We start from the raw sequence: 13,020 nt of genomic DNA, 5'->3' as shown, positions 1-13,020 counted from the left end.
CAGGATTGGCGGTGGCTGGTAACACGTCCTGGGATGGAAGAAAAGCGGGTCGTTGCGCGACGCGTCGAGTTCCTATTCGACACCAAGGAGAGCATCGAGCAAGGCGTGACGCGGCGACGCGAAAGGATTGACGACAGTCACGCCGCCCCAGGTAAAGCCGTGTTGTAGATCCTCGGACAGAAGAAGCCTGCAACCCGCTTGCGAAGCCGCGGAAAGAATGACCGCATCCCAGATACCGAAGCGATGATCGGTGGCCAGATCGGCTGCCATCATTATCACTTCGGGTGTCGTTGCGGTGACCGGAAACGCGTCGCGCCAACTCAGCAGTGCGTCGCGAGCTGTTTGCCGCGATCGGCCAGCCTTGCGGACAAGCACATTGTACAGTTCACCCAACACCTGGACGGGAACGATGGCAGCCTCTTGTGGAACGTTGCGCAACAGTTCGAGAACCGCATCGCGTTTTTCAGCGCTGTTGACCCCTTCCGCGTAGGCGATGATGTTGGTGTCGAGTGCGACCTTCACAGGTCATCCTCGTAAAGCTCGTCGCGTGTCCAGCGTCCGGCATCTACGATCGGCTGTCGCTCAAGTCGCGATAGCAATACTGCGCGCGAGCGAGCGGCCACGCCCTCGTGCTTCTCGGCAGGCACGATCCGAGCCACCGGCCGTCCATGGCTGGTAACGACGTAACTTTGGCCCTCACGCACCTCACGCAGGATATGCGAGAATCTGCGATTGGCATCGGCAGCCGATACGGCTTCATCCACGACTGCACCTATTGTAGTTATTTTCACTACAATAGCGACAAGGCCCCCATTTATCAAGAGCCGCCGGACGATGACGGCCACCAGGGGTTGCGGTCGCACAAAAGTGACAGCAATTTAATGCGACACCCGGGCCAATGCGTGATAACCGCCCGGGCGTGCCGGCTCGCCCCCAAGCCAGGCTTCAGATTCGTGAAGACAAGTCAGGGCGCTCCCTTGAACCGCATCATCCCGCTCATCCTGGCGGTCGCTCTTTTCATGGAAAACATGGATTCGACCGTGATCGCCACGTCGCTGCCGGCGATCGCCGTCGACATCCATACCAGCCCGATCGCGCTGAAACTGGCGCTGACGGCCTATCTGGTGTCACTGGCGATCTTCATTCCGATCAGCGGCTGGATGGCGGACCGGTTCGGCGCCAAGAATGTGTTCCGCGCCGCGATCGGCGTCTTCATTGCGGGCTCTGTCGCCTGCGCCTTCGCCAATTCGCTGCCGGCTTTCGTGGTGTCGCGCTTCCTGCAAGGCATGGGCGGCGCGATGATGACGCCGGTCGGCCGCCTGGTGCTGGTGCGCGCCACGCCGAAGAGCGAGCTGGTCGCCGCAATGTCCTGGCTGACCGTGCCGGCGCTGGTCGGCCCGCTGGTCGGCCCGCCGATCGGCGGCTTCATCACCACCTATTTCACCTGGCACTGGATTTTCCTGATCAATGTGCCGATCGGCCTCATCGGCATGTGGCTCGCCACGCGCTATCTGCCGCAAACCGAGCCGGCCGAGACGCCGCCGCTCGATTTCCCCGGCTTCGTGCTCTCGGGGCTTGCCGCTTCCGGCGTCGTCTTCGGCCTTTCCGTGGTCAGCCTGCCGGCGCTGCCGCCAATCGCCGGCTTCATCACGGTGGCCGTCGGCGTGGTCTCGGGCGTGCTCTATCTGATCCACGCCCGGCGCGCCAAAAATCCGCTGCTGGCGCTGGAACTGTTCCGCAACCAGGTCTTCCGATCCTCCGTGCTCGGCGGCTCGCTGTTTCGCATCGGCATCGGCGCGGTGCCGTTCCTGTTGCCGCTGATGTTCCAGATCGGTTTCGGGCTGACGCCCTTCCAGTCCGGCATGATCACCTTCGTTTCGGCGATCGGCGCCATCGGCATGAAGTTCGTGACCGCGCTGCTCTTCCGCCTCGCCGGCTTCCGGCGGGTATTGATCTGGGGCTCGCTGGTCGCAGCCGCCTCGATCGCCATCTACGGCCTGTTCACGCCGCAGACGCCCTATGCGCTGATGCTGGCGATCCTCTTGGTCGGCGGCTTCATCCGCTCGATGTTCTTCACCGGCGTCAACGCGCTCTCCTATGCCGAGATCACGCCCGCCGACACCAGCAAGGCGACGCCGATCACCGCGGTCTTCCAGCAATTGTCGATCGCGCTCGGCGTGGCGCTGGCCGGCGGCATCCTCGAAGTCTCGACCTCGATCCATGGCGGTCCGCTGACCTTGAGCGACTTCCACATCGCCTTCTTCATTGTGGCGGCAGTGTCCGCGGCGGCGTCGATCACCTTCATGCGGCTTGCGCCGGACGCCGGCAATGCGGTGTCGGGGCACGGGCGGCTAACCTCGCCGAAGACGCTGGAGTCGGTCGGAACGGCGGGGAAGTAGCAGCGCCCTGTCCTTCTCCCCTTGTGGGAGAAGGTGGACCGGCGCGCAGCGCCGAGACGGATGAGGGGTGTTCCAGCGGAGTGAGACGTTGGCTTTCCCTGGAGCATCCCTCATCCGTCGCCTTCGGCGACACCACCCGGCCCTTCGCAGGCTCAGGGCGTTCGAAGCTCGAAATGCCAAGCAATTGGCTTTTCGTCCGCTAACGCGGACCGCTTCTCACCCCACAAGGGGAGAAGGAGAAGCGCTACCCCTTGAAATCCTTCGCCAGCAAATACAGCTCCACCGACTCATCCCTTGAAGCCGGTGGCTTGACGTGATGGACCGCGCGGAAGTTCTGCTTCAGCAGCGAAAGCAGCTCGTTCTCGGCCCCGCCCTGGAATGTCTTGGCGAGGAAATGCCCGCCGGGCTTGAGCACATGCAGAGCGAAATCGGCCGCGACTTCGCACAGATGCATGGTGCGCAGATGATCAGTGCGGCGGTGCCCGGTGGTCGGCGCGGCCATATCGGAGAGCACCACATCCGGCTGGCCGCCGAGCGCCTCGGCAAGTTTTTGCGGCGCGTCGGGATCGAGGAAATCCATCTGCAGGATGACGGCGCCCGGGACCGCGTCCATTTCGAGATAGTCGATGCCGACGACATGCGGGCTGTCGGCGCTCGACTTCGTGCGCGCGGCCGCCACCTGGCACCAGCCGCCGGGCGCGGCGCCCAGGTCGATAACCTTCATGCCGGGTTTCAAGAGGTGATGCTTGTCGTCGATCTCGATCAGCTTGTAGGCGGCGCGGGAGCGGTAGCCATCGGCCTTGGAGCGCTGCACATAGGGGTCGTTCATGTGACGCTCGAGCCAGCGGCGGGAGGATTCCTTCAGGCCGCTCTTCTTCTTGATCCTGGTCTTGAGCACGCGAATGCTTCCAGAGCCAGGTTTCTCCGGCTTTTTCGTCATCGGCGCGCACCTTCGTTGCGCCAGACGCCGTCATCGGCCATCAGCTCGCTCAGGATTCCCTCGCGCAGGCCGCGGTCGGCGACGCGCAGCCGCTCGGACGGCCAAACACCGCGGATCGCTTCCAGGATGGCGCAGCCGGCAAGCACCAGGTCGGCGCGGTCGGCGCCGATGCAGGGGTTGGCGCAGCGCTGCTGGAAATCCCAGCCGATCAGCCGCTCGATCATCCGGTCGACGCTGTCGCGGTCCATCCACAGCCCATCGACGCGGCGGCGGTCATAGCGTTCGAGATCAAGATGGACGCCGGCCAGCGTGGTCACCGTGCCGGAAGTGCCGAGCAGGTGAAAGTTGGGGCTGGCCAGCACATGCGCGAGCCGGTCGCGGCCGTCGAAGACTTTCAGGCGCGCCGCCACGTCGTCCACCATCGCGGCGAAAGTCTCGCGCGTCACGGTGCGGCCGCCGAAGCGCTCGGCGAGCGACACGACGCCGACGGGAAGCGAGGTCCACGACACGATGTGGTTGGCTAGCCGCGGGGAGCGCCGTCCGGTCAGGTCGATCAGCGCGATCTCGGACGAGCCGCCGCCGATGTCGAAAAGCACCACGCCTTGCGTGTCGCGTTCGACCAGCGAACCGCAGCCGGAAACGGCAAGACGGGCCTCTGTCTGGCGGTCGATGATCTCGAGCTTCAGCCCGGCCTCGCGCTCGACACGCTCAAGGAATTCGACGCCGTTGGCGGCCGAGCGGCAGGCTTCGGTGGCAATCAGCCTGGCTTTCCTGATCTTGCGGTTGCGCAGCTTCTCGCCGCAGATCTTCAGCGCCTCGACGGCGCGGTCCATCGCCGCCTGGCCGAGCCGGCCGCTGGCCGTCAGCCCCTCGCCCAGCCTGACGATGCGCGAGAAAGCGTCGATGACGCGGAACTGGCCGTGACGGGCCGGTACCGCGACGAGCAGCCGGCAATTGTTGGTGCCAAGGTCGAGCGCGGCGAAAACCGGCAGTTCCTGATGCGGTGGGCGTGGCGGCGCCTGGATCGGTGGGCTTGGCTCACTTCGCGCTGCCCCGCCCTGAGCTTGACTTGCGGAGATGGCGACTGGCGCGGAGGGCGGCATGGCGCCGTTCTCGTCGCGCGCGAACACTTTGCGGCCGCGCTTGCGCTTGCGCCGCTTGCGCGTCTTGCCCTTCGGCTGCTCGCCCTGATGGTCGGCTTTTCCTTGGCCGGGGTGTCGCTGATCGGCATGTCTGGCATGCGCGCCCGCGTGGCGGCTGAATCGCCCCACAGGCGGGCCTGCCGGTTCCTTCGGCGATGGCCCGGACATACCCACTGCCGACGCGCCCGCGCCGGTGTCGTGGTCTTCCACTTCAGTTCCTTCCGGCGCCGCGCGAACCGGGAACGGACGCAGCAGGCACCTCGATTTGTTTCAAGTTGGCGACAGAGTAGCAGCGCGTTTGGCAATCACCAAGAGCGCATGGCCCGAATTTTGCTGACCTCACATTTCGCCGAAGTCACGTTGGGGCAATGTCTTGCCGGTTGAATAGCCGGCTTCGATCAGGCATGTCTGAAATGACTGTACGCGGGCGACGTGGGGCCAATCCGGACGAATGAGCTGCAACGCATGATGACGACGCCATGAATTGGAGGCGCTATTTCTGGCCGGTCATAGGCATCGCAGCCGTGGCCTTCTCGCTGTGGCTGCTCATTCACGAACTGCGCGGCATTTCACTCAACGATGTCTGGGCCGGCATCGCTGCTATCCCGCCGCGCGGCTGGATATTCGCCGCGCTAAGCTCGATCGTCGCCTACGCTTCACTCGCCGGCTACGACCACATCGCGCTGCTGCATATCGGCAAAAAGGTCTCATGGCTGTTCGTCACGCTGTGCTCGTTCACCACCTATGCGGTGTCGCACAATATCGGCGGCTCGGTGTTTTCCGGCGCGGTTATCCGCTACCGCGCCTATGCCACGCGGGGGCTGACCGGCCAGGAGGTCGGCGTGCTGGTGGCGATCTGCTGGTTCACCTTCATCCTGTCCAGCGTTTTCCTCGGCGGCCTGGTTCTCCTGCTGGAACCCCAGATCATCGATCGCTTTACCGGCGCGCCGCATCATGGCGCCGCGTTCGCCGCCGGGCTCGCTATGCTCATCCTCGTCGGCGCCTATGCCTTCGGCAGCTGGCTGGGGCTCAGACCGTTGAAGATCGGCTCCTTCCAGCTACACTATCCGGCGCTGCCGATCGTCGCGCGGCAGTTGCTGATCGGACCGGTCGAACTGCTGGCGGCGGCCGCGATCATCTATTTTGCCCTGCCCGCGGCCGGCAATCCCGGCTATTTCGTCGTGCTCGGCGTGTTCATGGTGTCGTTCTCGATCGGCCTCCTGTCGCATGCGCCGGGCGCGCTCGGCGTGTTCGAGGTCGTCTTCCTCACCGGCCTTTCGGACATAGACCCGGTGGGCGTGCTCGCCGCGCTTCTGGTGTTCCGCCTGTTCTACCTGATCATCCCGCTTGTGATCGGCCTCGGTCTGGTGCTGTTCTTCGAGCATTCTCAATACAGCAAGGGCGGGGGCTGAAGCCGCAGGCCTGCGGGCTATGTATGTCGCGCAAAAGCGCGGAGCGGTTTTGCGCGACATACATGCATCGGACATGGGCTCAAAAAGGATGCGATTGAACTCAGCTGCGGGCTTGACTATTTTCGGATGGCGGCTACAAGGCAGCGCTCGCGGCACATGAGCCGCCCGCTTCGCGCGACACTAATCGCGCCTGCTGGGGAATAGGTTAACGGTAGACCCACGGACTCTGACTCCGTTAGTCCTGGTTCGAATCCAGGTTCCCCAGCCAAAGTTTTCCGCATATTCCCGGACTTGCCGTGAGTTCATCGCAACGCCCCCTGTTGGCTGAGCTCCGGTTGATCTGCCAGCCATATTAGCAATCAACTATATATTAACGGCTGCGGCGCAGCCTGCTCGAATCGGGAATGTTCCCGATCGACGATCCGGCGCTCAAATGTGCCGAGACGTTCGACCGATGCGGAGCAAACGCATGAGTGTCGAAACAGCATTGGCGCAGCTATTGCGCATGATTCATCGCCGCGCCCTGAATTTGGCAACGATGCCGGACGATGAGAGAGATCCATACTACGACAGCATCCGGCGATCATGCTGCGGGGCGGCCGAGCATATCGGGCAATCCCCCGACAACGCAGCCATCACGGCAAACAGTATGGTCGAATTTACGCGGGCGATGGTCGGTATCATCGAGGCGGGCCGCGGGTAAGCCGCAGACGCCGACGCGCTCGTGACGAGCCTGGAAGGCGCCGAGACGCGCGGTAGCTGCGTATTGCCCGAAGCTTGCAATGTGACGATTGCCACCGGGCACTTCCACGATCAAACGTCCTGGCGATGGTTATCTCGAACCGTCCCACATGTTCGACGACAGATGCCTGGTTATCGGCATCACCGGGAAACCAACATCCAAATGCGTGCCGGTCGGCAGTCCGTTCAGCATCCGCGCTGCCCTGCGGCCGTCCTGCGCGTATTTCAAGGCCATACCCATGCGATTCAACGTCTTCAATATCGACATAGACCTTATCCCTGCTCGTCAAGGCTATGACGGAGACAATCCCCGCCGCCTCATTATGGCGGCCTAAATGATCGATCATTGTTTCCGTCGCATCGCACGCAAACATGCGGCCGGTAACATTTGCATGCAAACGAGTTCATTGCCTGCGGAGTTCCGACCGGCTTGGGCTGCTGCCTGAATGGGCAGTTTCCATTTCGAAACAAATTCGCGCTCAAGCGCCATCAAACCGAAACCCAACTGCGGGAAAACCGTCATCGACCGGCACGACCGGAATTTAAACAAAGGAACAATCGAGATGACCAAGATCCTTCGCAATGCAGTTTTCGCAGTTGTTGCCGTCGCCGGTCTGGCGACTTCGGCTTATGCTCAGCAGGAGACCGTCAATTCGTGCAGCAATCATGACGATTACTATGGCATGTGCCTGGGTGCCTCCCACAATGGCGGCCACCATGGCAGCCGCGGCGATCGTCGTTAATCGGCAAGTCGCGCTGAAAAAGGCCTCGCCGTCACCGGCGAGGCCTTTTTGCGTTTCGAACGGCGTGGCGGCTGCCGCTCGCCCTTGGGCGTTCTCGTGAGAGGCGCCTGCCGCCTGGAACCGAGCCTCTGCCGGCTGGTCTCCCGGTGATGTCGCCGCGCACTGGGATTTCTACGGTCACGTTTGACACGTGCAGGGTCGGGGCGACCCGCCGATTCCTCCGGGCCAAGCGGCTAGAGGTAGCGCCATCCGCCGGCTGAAATGAGAAGGGCGCGGCCGAGACCGCGCCCTTTCCAAATTGTTTCGGAGTCCTCGTTTCTCCGGCCGCGGATTCGCGGAACCTACTCCGCCGCCTCATACCCCGCGATGCCTTTGATCTCGAGGAAATCCTCCAGACCGTATTCGGCGTATTCGCGGCCATTGCCGGACTGCTTGTAGCCGCCGAAAGGCAGGCCTGCGTCCCAGGTCGGGTAGTTGATGTAGACGTTGCCGGAGCGCATGCGCGCGGCAACCTGACGCGCCTTCTCGATGTCCTTGGCCTGGATGTAGGAGGCAAGGCCGAAGACGGTGTCGTTGGCCTGCTCGACCGCCTGCTCGACCGTGTCATAGGGCATGATCGACAGCACCGGTCCAAAGATCTCCTCGGTGGCGATGCGCATGTCATGCGTAACATTGGCGAACACGGTCGGCCGGACATAATAGCCACGATTGAGCTCGGCCGGGCGGCCGGGTCCGCCGGTCACCAGCGTGGCGCCCTCGTCGATGCCGCTCTGGATCAGACCCTGGATTTTGTCGAACTGAAGCTGGCTGACCACCGGGCCGAGTTTCGATCCGGGCGCATCGGCGGGGCCGACGGTGAATTTTTCCGCTGCCTTCTTGGCGTAGCTTGCCGCCTCATCGTGACGGTCGCGCGGCACGAACATGCGGGTCGGCGCGTTGCAGGACTGGCCGCTGTTGCCGAAGCAGCCGGCGACGCCCTTGGTGACGGCCCGCTCGAGATCGACATCGGGGAACAGGATGTTGGCCGACTTGCCGCCGAGTTCCTGGTGCACGCGCTTGACCGTATCGGCCGCCGCCTTGGCGACCAGGATGCCGGCGCGGGTCGAGCCGGTGAAGGACATCATGTCGACATCCGGATGGCTGGCCAGCGCCTGGCCGACGGTCGGGCCGTCACCGTTGACGAGATTGAAGACGCCCTTCGGCACGCCGGCTTCGTCGATGATCTCGGCGAAGATGATGGCGTCGAGCGGCGCGATCTCGGACGGCTTCAGCACCATGGTGCAGCCGGCGGCAAGCGCCGGACCGACCTTGCAGGTGATCTGGTTCAACGGCCAATTCCACGGCGTGATCAGGCCGACGACGCCGATCGGCTCTTTCACGATCAGCGACGAGCCCTTGATGTGGCGGAACTGAAAGGTCTTCAGCACCTCGGCCATCTTCTCCAGATGCGCCTGGCCGACGCCGACCTGGCTGTCCAGCGCCATCTGGCGCGGCGCGCCCATCTCGCGCGAGACGGCGAGCGCAAGGTCCTTGCTGCGCCTCTTGTAGATTTCGATGACGCGGTTGAGGATATCGAGCCGCTCCTCGACCGAGGTGAAGCCGAATGTGTTGAACGCGCGCTTGGCGGCCGCCACAGCTTTGTCGACATCGGCCTTGGAGCCGAGCGAAATCTGCGCGAAGGCGTCCTCGTTGGAGGGATCGATGACGTCGAAATTGTTCGGCACCACCGGTTCGATCCAGGCGCCGTCAATGTAGAACTGCAGATTGTGGGACATGGATTTCCTCCTCGGCCAGCCGTGGTTTCTCGATTGTAGTGGATTTGGGTCGTCGTATACCGCCAGAGATAACGATGCCGCAAGCGCCCTGTCAAACGCAAGCGCGGGCGATTGAGCCAGCCGTTCGTGAGCCAGAGGTACTGGCGGCAGCCGGCTGGGAAGGACTACAGCAGCGTATGTCCGGCATCGCCCAGCAGCCGCGCCGCCGCGCCCTGATCAGCGGCCTTCACCAGCAGGTGGTCGCCGTCGAAGGTGGACACCACAAAGATGCCCAGGCCGTTCTCCGACAGCGGCCGAATGACGGACAAAACGATGCCGGTTTCGCCGAAGGCGAAGGGGCCCTCGAGTTTGAAGGCTACCCAGTCGCAATCCCGCCTGACGATATCCGGAACGCGCTCCTGCAGACAGGTGATCGAAAGCTCATCTTCGGTTCTGGTGATGCTGACGAACTCTGGCCCGTCCGCCCAATCGGGAATGCCATGTCCGGCGTCCAGCCGCGCAATCGCGTACAAGCCGGGCAGTTGCTTCAGCCTGATCCGGGGAGTTGTTGTCGCGCTCCGATTGGCGGTCATCCGGCGATCCTCTTGTTCATATAAACGGTCGTGCCATTCATGAACGGCTCTTCCCGGTCAACCGTATAGCCCTGTCTCTTGTAGAGCGAAACATTCGCTTCGAAGGCGCCGTTGGTCAGCAGGCGAAGCTCATTGCGCCCGGCCTCGCGCGCCTTGGCCTCCGCCCGTTCGAGCAACAGCCGGCCGATCCCCCTGCCCTGCGCGTCCGGCGCGACGCAGACATTCTCGATCCAGAGATGGTCGTCATGCGCGACAGTTTCGATCAGGCCAACGATGCGTTTGTCCTCGATGGCGAGGTCGAATGGATGCTCGGCGACGGCCTCGTCGTAGTCGGCGCGCATCGGCAGCGGCTCTCGGCCGATCACCGGCACCCATTTGGCATAGGCGGCGTGCACGATCTCGCGGATGGCGACGGCATCCGCCGCCTCGGCCGGCCGAAACCGGATGGAAGGAGTGATGGTCACTGCAAGGCTCCAGATATGAAAAACCCGCCGGCTGAAGTCGCGGGCGGGCAGGAAACGAACGAACCGGACCTATCGTATCGGGCTTTATCGTCGCGCAATCGGCCTGCCGCTCCGCACTCGGCGAAGTCGGCGTCGCTTGGTGTTGGCGGGCACGGGAGTAAACATCGCGGCAAGCTGGGGCAGGAACCGGCAAGCGTCAAGGCTCGGCCGGTGACGGTCATTAGGCCAGCCCATCGCGTCTCACCAATCGTTCGAAAAAATCGATCATTATAACTCGAATAATTCGTTGGAAAGATTGGTTTCGGAATGGCATTTCGGCGACGAACTCGCCTGGAGAATTCAATTGTCTTTCCTGCCTGCCGCCGCGAACGATCTTCCAAACGGCCTCAATCCGGCCGGCAACAGTCCGGCCCTCGCGCCGGTCTGGTCCGGTGTCGTGCCTGGGATCGTGCTGGTGGCGATGATCACCACCGTCGCTTACTCGATGCGCAATCTCTCGGGCCTGACCCTGTTCAGCCCGATGATTCTCGCGGTCGTCGCCGGCATGGTCTATTCCAACGTGCTTGGCCTTCCCGCGCATGCCAAGGCCGGCATCGCTTTCTCGCAAAAGCGCCTGCTGCGCTTCGCCATCGTGCTGCTCGGCTTCCAGCTGACGCTTGGCCAGGTGGCGGGCATCGGCCTCGGCGGCGTCGGCATCGTCGCGGCCACGCTGGGCGCCACCTTCCTGTTCACGGTCACGCTCGGCCGGCTGCTCGGCGTCGACGCCAAGCTGGCACAGCTGATCGCCGCCGGCTCCTCGATCTGCGGCGCCTCGGCGATCGTCGCCACCAACATCGTCACCGACGCGCGGGATGAAGATGTGACCTACGCCGTCGCTGCGATCACGCTGTTCGGCACCATCGCCATGCTCGGCTTCCCGCTGCTGGCACCGGTCTTCGGGCTCGACCAGCACGCCTTCGGCCTGTGGGCCGGCGCCTCGATCCACGAGGTAGCGCAGGTGATCGGCGCCGGCTTCCAGAACGGCACGCTGTCCGGCGAGACCGCCACGGTCGCCAAGCTGACGCGCGTCGCGATGCTGGCGCCCATGGTCATCGCGCTCGGCCTGATGGCGCGCCGCGGCAGCACGGAGGCTTCGGGCGCAAAGCCGCCGATGCCCTGGTTCGTCGTCGCCTTCGTCGCGGTCGTGGCGCTGAACAGCCTGGTCGCTGTTCCTGCCCAGATCCACTCGGCGATCGCCCTGGCCGCGCAGGTCATGCTGACCATGGGGCTCGCCGCCATGGGCCTTCAGGCCGACATCTCCCAGTTGCGCTCGCGCGGCCTGCGCCCGCTGATGCTGGCCTTCTCGGCCTTCCTCTTCATCGCGGGCTTCAGCCTGACGCTGGTGAAGTTCGCCTGAGGTTCTGGGCCGGTCGGCTTAGTTGTCACCGTCCTCGAACGAGCTTGCCGCGACATAGATCGCGGCGAGCTTTTCGATGCCGGCCTGGTCCTCCTTGTCGAAACGGCCGGGCGTCGGGCTGTCGAGGTCGAGAACGCCGAACGCGCCTTCGGCGTCGCGCAACAGCACCACCAGCTCCGAACGCGAGGCGGCATCGCAGGCGATGTGGCCGGGGAATTCGTGCACGTCCTTGATCAGCATCGACATGTCGAGCTCGATGGCGGTGCCGCAAACGCCCTTGCCGACGGCGATGCGGACGCAGGCCGGCTTGCCCTGGAACGGCCCGAGCACCAGTTCGTCGTCGGAGGCGAGGAAATAGAAGCCGGCCCAGTTGAGGTCAGGCACCATCTGGTAGATCAGCGCCGCCGTGTTGGCGGCATTGGCGATGGAATCGCCCTCGCCTTCCAGCAATGCCTTCAGCTGTGTCGCCAGCTCATTGTAGAAGGCCGGCTTGTCCTTGGTGTCGATGGCGGTTGCCGCAAACATTTTGTCGTCTCCGTTGCAAGCCGGATAATCTGGCTTACCGGTTGCTGTGCATCATCATTAGTTCCAGAACCGTTCTGACCGGCAGAAACAGTCTAAGTTCATTCGATGGCAGCGCGCTAAAGCCATGATCGACATAGAGCTTCTTTCTGCTCGTTACCTTGGCCGGATCGCCGCAGTCCAACACGTCCAACATCACGACGGCAATACCGATCTGCTCGGCGACCCTTGCGATGCGCACGAGCGCGTCAAGCAAGAGATCGCCGCCATATCCCTTGCCCGCAAATCGCAGGTCGACGCCCATCATAGATAAATAGGCCGCGGGGATGCTTCCATGCCCGGGGCGGGTCCTCGCATATTTGTGCGGCAGTTCGCTATAATCCACCGAGTGCGAATTGATAGCATAAAAGCCGATCAGATCCCGGGCTGGACTGAGCATCACGAAGACACGAAGATTGTCGGCCTTGGATAGCTTGTTGGCGGTCCTTTTGAAGAAATTGTCGACCTGATCCACGCCACAGGAAAAAGCCGTTCGATCGTGCTTTTCAGGATCGAACGGCTCTATGAGGTTTGGCTTCGCAGTCACCGGGAGACGACGGTTTTGCCGTATCGATCAAACGAGGCGCGGAGCCGAGCCGTCGGCTCCGGGGGATTGTCGATCGCCGCAAAGAAAACAGCATGATCGACAGGCCGCAGCATGGTGCGCTCGTGAGCTTCGATCGTTTCCATGGCTGCCTTGTAAGCGGCATTCATGGTGAAAACCGAGTCGTCGACACCGGCGAGAGCCGCAGCTTGTTGAATGGCTTTCTTGATGCGCGGTTTCGTGCGGAAGTTCATCCGCTCGCTGCTGCGCTCCTCGATCTCTCGAATTTCATCATGGAAACTTTCCATGTTTTCTGCTCTCCTTTATCCGC

16 protein-coding genes and 1 tRNA gene are annotated in these 13,020 nt (G+C 63.1%); 7 read left to right on the top strand and 10 right to left on the bottom strand.

Going from position 1 to position 13,020, the window contains the following annotated elements; genetic code table 11:
• Window positions 1-72: 72 nt before the first annotated feature.
• Together KVT37_RS04785 and KVT37_RS04780 are read right to left on the bottom strand one after the other, a co-directional pair.
• Window positions 73-522, bottom strand: a complete 450-nt coding sequence (locus KVT37_RS04785; protein ID WP_217570224.1) for a PIN domain-containing protein — start codon at window positions 520-522, stop codon at window positions 73-75.
• Window positions 519-764: a type II toxin-antitoxin system Phd/YefM family antitoxin gene (locus tag KVT37_RS04780; protein WP_217570222.1), complete on the bottom strand. Its 246-nt coding sequence runs from the start codon at window positions 762-764 to the stop codon at window positions 519-521. The genes KVT37_RS04785 and KVT37_RS04780 overlap by 4 nt, the downstream gene beginning before the upstream one ends.
• 213 nt (window positions 765-977) lie before the next feature.
• Here KVT37_RS04780 and KVT37_RS04775 point away from each other — a divergent pair, with 213 nt between their 5' ends.
• Window positions 978-2,399: an MFS transporter gene (locus KVT37_RS04775; RefSeq protein ID WP_217570221.1), complete on the top strand. Its 1,422-nt coding sequence runs from the start codon at window positions 978-980 to the stop codon at window positions 2,397-2,399.
• 244 nt (window positions 2,400-2,643) lie between these two features.
• Here KVT37_RS04775 and KVT37_RS04770 read toward each other — a convergent pair whose 3' ends face one another.
• Window positions 2,644-3,339 (bottom strand): RlmE family RNA methyltransferase, encoded by a 696-nt coding sequence (locus KVT37_RS04770; RefSeq protein ID WP_217570218.1) that lies wholly within the window; start codon window positions 3,337-3,339, stop codon window positions 2,644-2,646.
• Window positions 3,336-4,691 (bottom strand): Ppx/GppA phosphatase family protein, encoded by a 1,356-nt coding sequence (locus KVT37_RS04765; protein WP_217570216.1) that lies wholly within the window; start codon window positions 4,689-4,691, stop codon window positions 3,336-3,338. The genes KVT37_RS04770 and KVT37_RS04765 overlap by 4 nt, the downstream gene beginning before the upstream one ends.
• A gap of 269 nt (window positions 4,692-4,960) precedes the next feature.
• Between KVT37_RS04765 and KVT37_RS04760 the strand changes: the two genes are divergently transcribed.
• From KVT37_RS04760 to KVT37_RS04740, 5 genes are all read left to right on the top strand, one after another.
• Complete coding sequence (locus tag KVT37_RS04760; RefSeq protein WP_217570214.1) at window positions 4,961-5,893, top strand: YbhN family protein; 933 nt, start codon at window positions 4,961-4,963, stop codon at window positions 5,891-5,893.
• 194 nt (window positions 5,894-6,087) lie between these two features.
• A tRNA-Gln gene (locus KVT37_RS04755) sits at window positions 6,088-6,161 on the top strand.
• Window positions 6,162-6,362: 201 nt separating this feature from the next.
• The gene (locus KVT37_RS04750) at window positions 6,363-6,596 is read left to right on the top strand and encodes a hypothetical protein (protein ID WP_126061207.1); all 234 of its coding nucleotides are present in this window, start codon (window positions 6,363-6,365) and stop codon (window positions 6,594-6,596) included.
• Between the two features lie 148 nt (window positions 6,597-6,744).
• On the top strand, window positions 6,745-6,969 hold the full coding sequence (locus tag KVT37_RS04745; RefSeq protein ID WP_217570212.1) for a hypothetical protein: 225 nt from the start codon (window positions 6,745-6,747) through the stop codon (window positions 6,967-6,969).
• A gap of 111 nt (window positions 6,970-7,080) precedes the next feature.
• On the top strand, window positions 7,081-7,377 hold the full coding sequence (locus KVT37_RS04740) for a hypothetical protein (RefSeq protein WP_217570210.1): 297 nt from the start codon (window positions 7,081-7,083) through the stop codon (window positions 7,375-7,377).
• Window positions 7,378-7,718: 341 nt separating this feature from the next.
• Here KVT37_RS04740 and KVT37_RS04735 read toward each other — a convergent pair whose 3' ends face one another.
• The 3 genes from KVT37_RS04735 to KVT37_RS04725 form a co-directional block, all read right to left on the bottom strand.
• Window positions 7,719-9,152 (bottom strand): aldehyde dehydrogenase family protein, encoded by a 1,434-nt coding sequence (locus tag KVT37_RS04735; RefSeq protein ID WP_217570208.1) that lies wholly within the window; start codon window positions 9,150-9,152, stop codon window positions 7,719-7,721.
• A gap of 164 nt (window positions 9,153-9,316) precedes the next feature.
• Complete coding sequence (locus KVT37_RS04730; RefSeq protein WP_217570206.1) at window positions 9,317-9,724, bottom strand: ACT domain-containing protein; 408 nt, start codon at window positions 9,722-9,724, stop codon at window positions 9,317-9,319.
• Entirely contained in the window at window positions 9,721-10,188 is a 468-nt protein-coding gene (locus tag KVT37_RS04725; RefSeq protein WP_217570204.1) for a GNAT family N-acetyltransferase, read from the bottom strand. Before KVT37_RS04725 ends, KVT37_RS04730 begins: the two co-directional genes overlap by 4 nt.
• Before the next feature lie 436 nt (window positions 10,189-10,624).
• On the opposite strand from KVT37_RS04725, the gene KVT37_RS04720 reads away from it, so the two are divergent.
• A complete protein-coding gene (locus tag KVT37_RS04720; protein WP_308642588.1) occupies window positions 10,625-11,584 on the top strand; it encodes a YeiH family protein in 960 nt (319 codons plus the stop codon).
• An 18-nt stretch (window positions 11,585-11,602) separates the two neighbouring features.
• Here the strand turns inward: KVT37_RS04720 and KVT37_RS04715 are convergent, their stop codons facing one another.
• From KVT37_RS04715 to KVT37_RS04705, 3 genes are all read right to left on the bottom strand, one after another.
• Window positions 11,603-12,109 carry a GAF domain-containing protein gene (locus tag KVT37_RS04715; RefSeq protein WP_217570202.1) on the bottom strand — a complete coding sequence of 169 codons (507 nt, stop codon included), beginning with the start codon at window positions 12,107-12,109 and terminating at the stop codon, window positions 11,603-11,605.
• Between the two features lie 34 nt (window positions 12,110-12,143).
• Window positions 12,144-12,620: a GNAT family N-acetyltransferase gene (locus tag KVT37_RS04710; RefSeq protein WP_308642558.1), complete on the bottom strand. Its 477-nt coding sequence runs from the start codon at window positions 12,618-12,620 to the stop codon at window positions 12,144-12,146.
• Window positions 12,621-12,688: 68 nt separating this feature from the next.
• Window positions 12,689-12,997: a DUF1778 domain-containing protein gene (locus KVT37_RS04705; RefSeq protein ID WP_217570198.1), complete on the bottom strand. Its 309-nt coding sequence runs from the start codon at window positions 12,995-12,997 to the stop codon at window positions 12,689-12,691.
• Window positions 12,998-13,020 lie beyond the last annotated feature (23 nt).

Source organism: Mesorhizobium sp. GbtcB19, from assembly GCF_019091085.1.
GTDB lineage: Bacteria > Pseudomonadota > Alphaproteobacteria > Rhizobiales > Rhizobiaceae > Mesorhizobium.
Note: the sequence above shows the minus strand (reverse complement) of the source record. Positions and strands in the feature narration are given on the sequence as shown.

Bases quoted from the DNA above. Each gene is read 5' to 3' on its own strand.
- KVT37_RS04705 (WP_217570198.1), bottom strand. From the start codon at position 12,997: ATGGAAAGTTTCCATGATGAAATTCGAGAGATCGAGGAGCGCAGCAGC.
- KVT37_RS04745 (WP_217570212.1), top strand. From the start codon at position 6,745: ATGTTCGACGACAGATGCCTGGTTATCGGCATCACCGGGAAACCAACA.
- KVT37_RS04730 (WP_217570206.1), bottom strand. From the start codon at position 9,724: ATGACCGCCAATCGGAGCGCGACAACAACTCCCCGGATCAGGCTGAAG.
- KVT37_RS04760 (WP_217570214.1), top strand. From the start codon at position 4,961: ATGAATTGGAGGCGCTATTTCTGGCCGGTCATAGGCATCGCAGCCGTG.
- KVT37_RS04770 (WP_217570218.1), bottom strand. From the start codon at position 3,339: ATGACGAAAAAGCCGGAGAAACCTGGCTCTGGAAGCATTCGCGTGCTC.
- KVT37_RS04750 (WP_126061207.1), top strand. From the start codon at position 6,363: ATGAGTGTCGAAACAGCATTGGCGCAGCTATTGCGCATGATTCATCGC.
- KVT37_RS04715 (WP_217570202.1), bottom strand. From the start codon at position 12,109: ATGTTTGCGGCAACCGCCATCGACACCAAGGACAAGCCGGCCTTCTAC.
- KVT37_RS04735 (WP_217570208.1), bottom strand. From the start codon at position 9,152: ATGTCCCACAATCTGCAGTTCTACATTGACGGCGCCTGGATCGAACCG.
- KVT37_RS04740 (WP_217570210.1), top strand. From the start codon at position 7,081: ATGGGCAGTTTCCATTTCGAAACAAATTCGCGCTCAAGCGCCATCAAA.